This window comes from Streptomyces sparsus, from assembly GCF_054776295.1.
In genome coordinates, this window is sequence record NZ_BAAHCA010001413.1 from 1 (window position 1) to 871 (window position 871).

2 protein-coding genes are annotated in these 871 nt (G+C 69.6%); one reads left to right on the forward strand and one right to left on the reverse strand.

The annotated features are described in order from the left end of the window. On the reverse strand, positions 1–317 hold a 317-nt coding region (locus ACYVE9_RS28755), incomplete at its 3' end, for a putative acetyltransferase (RefSeq protein ID WP_461030815.1). A gap of 114 nt (positions 318–431) precedes the next feature. On the opposite strand from ACYVE9_RS28755, the gene fdxA reads away from it, so the two are divergent. Continuing rightward, positions 432–758, forward strand: a complete 327-nt coding sequence (gene fdxA / locus ACYVE9_RS28760) for a ferredoxin (RefSeq protein ID WP_232270238.1) — start codon at positions 432–434, stop codon at positions 756–758. The last annotated feature ends 113 nt before the right edge of the window (positions 759–871 follow it).

Sequence of the window (871 nt, forward strand, 5' to 3'; positions counted from 1 at the left end):
CGCTCGGTCGCCGGCCAGCCGCGGTCGGCCACCCGGATCAGCTCGGTGACGTCGGCCGCAGGCAGCCCGCGCCGTCGGGCGGGGGCCGGCGGCACCACCTTTCCCGCGACCACCGCGGACCGCTCCAGGGTGACCACCTCACCGTCCCGGCGAGTGACGCGGAGCACACCCTCGTCCCATGATGTGAGAACCCCCAGGGTGTCGGTGAGACGGGCCCCGCTCTCCGAGGACCCGGTCAAACTACGCACCGAGACACGTTTCCCCACGTCCTCGGGGGTCAGACGGACCTCAAGACGACCGCTCATGATGAATTCCACTGCTCTGTCCGACCCTCTTGTTCGTCTCGTGCCCCGGAACGGCGATACTAGGTGCGGGCATCGACGACGCCGCGCTCCCGCGCGATATGAGCCCTACCGAGGAGGAACGACAGCGTGACCTACGTCATCGCGCAGCCTTGTGTCGATCTGAAGGACAAGGCGTGCATCGAGGAGTGCCCCGTCGACTGCATCTACGAGGGCCAGCGGTCCTTGTACATCCACCCGGACGAATGCGTCGACTGCGGGGCCTGTGAGCCGGTCTGCCCGGTGGAGGCGATCTTCTACGAGGACGACACCCCGGAGGAGTGGAAGGACTTCTACAAGGCGAACGTGGAGTTCTTCGACGAGCTGGGCTCGCCGGGCGGAGCCAGCAAGCTCGGCCTGATCGAGCGCGACCACCCGGTGATCGCGGCCCTGCCGCCGCAGGAGCACGACGAGTGACCCGAGCGCTCTGACGAACGGACCGGCCGGCCCCGCGCCGGTCGGCTCCCTCGCGGTGCGCGCGTCGCACCGAGCCCCGAGGCCTCACCGCGCCCGGTACGGCACCGCCGCCA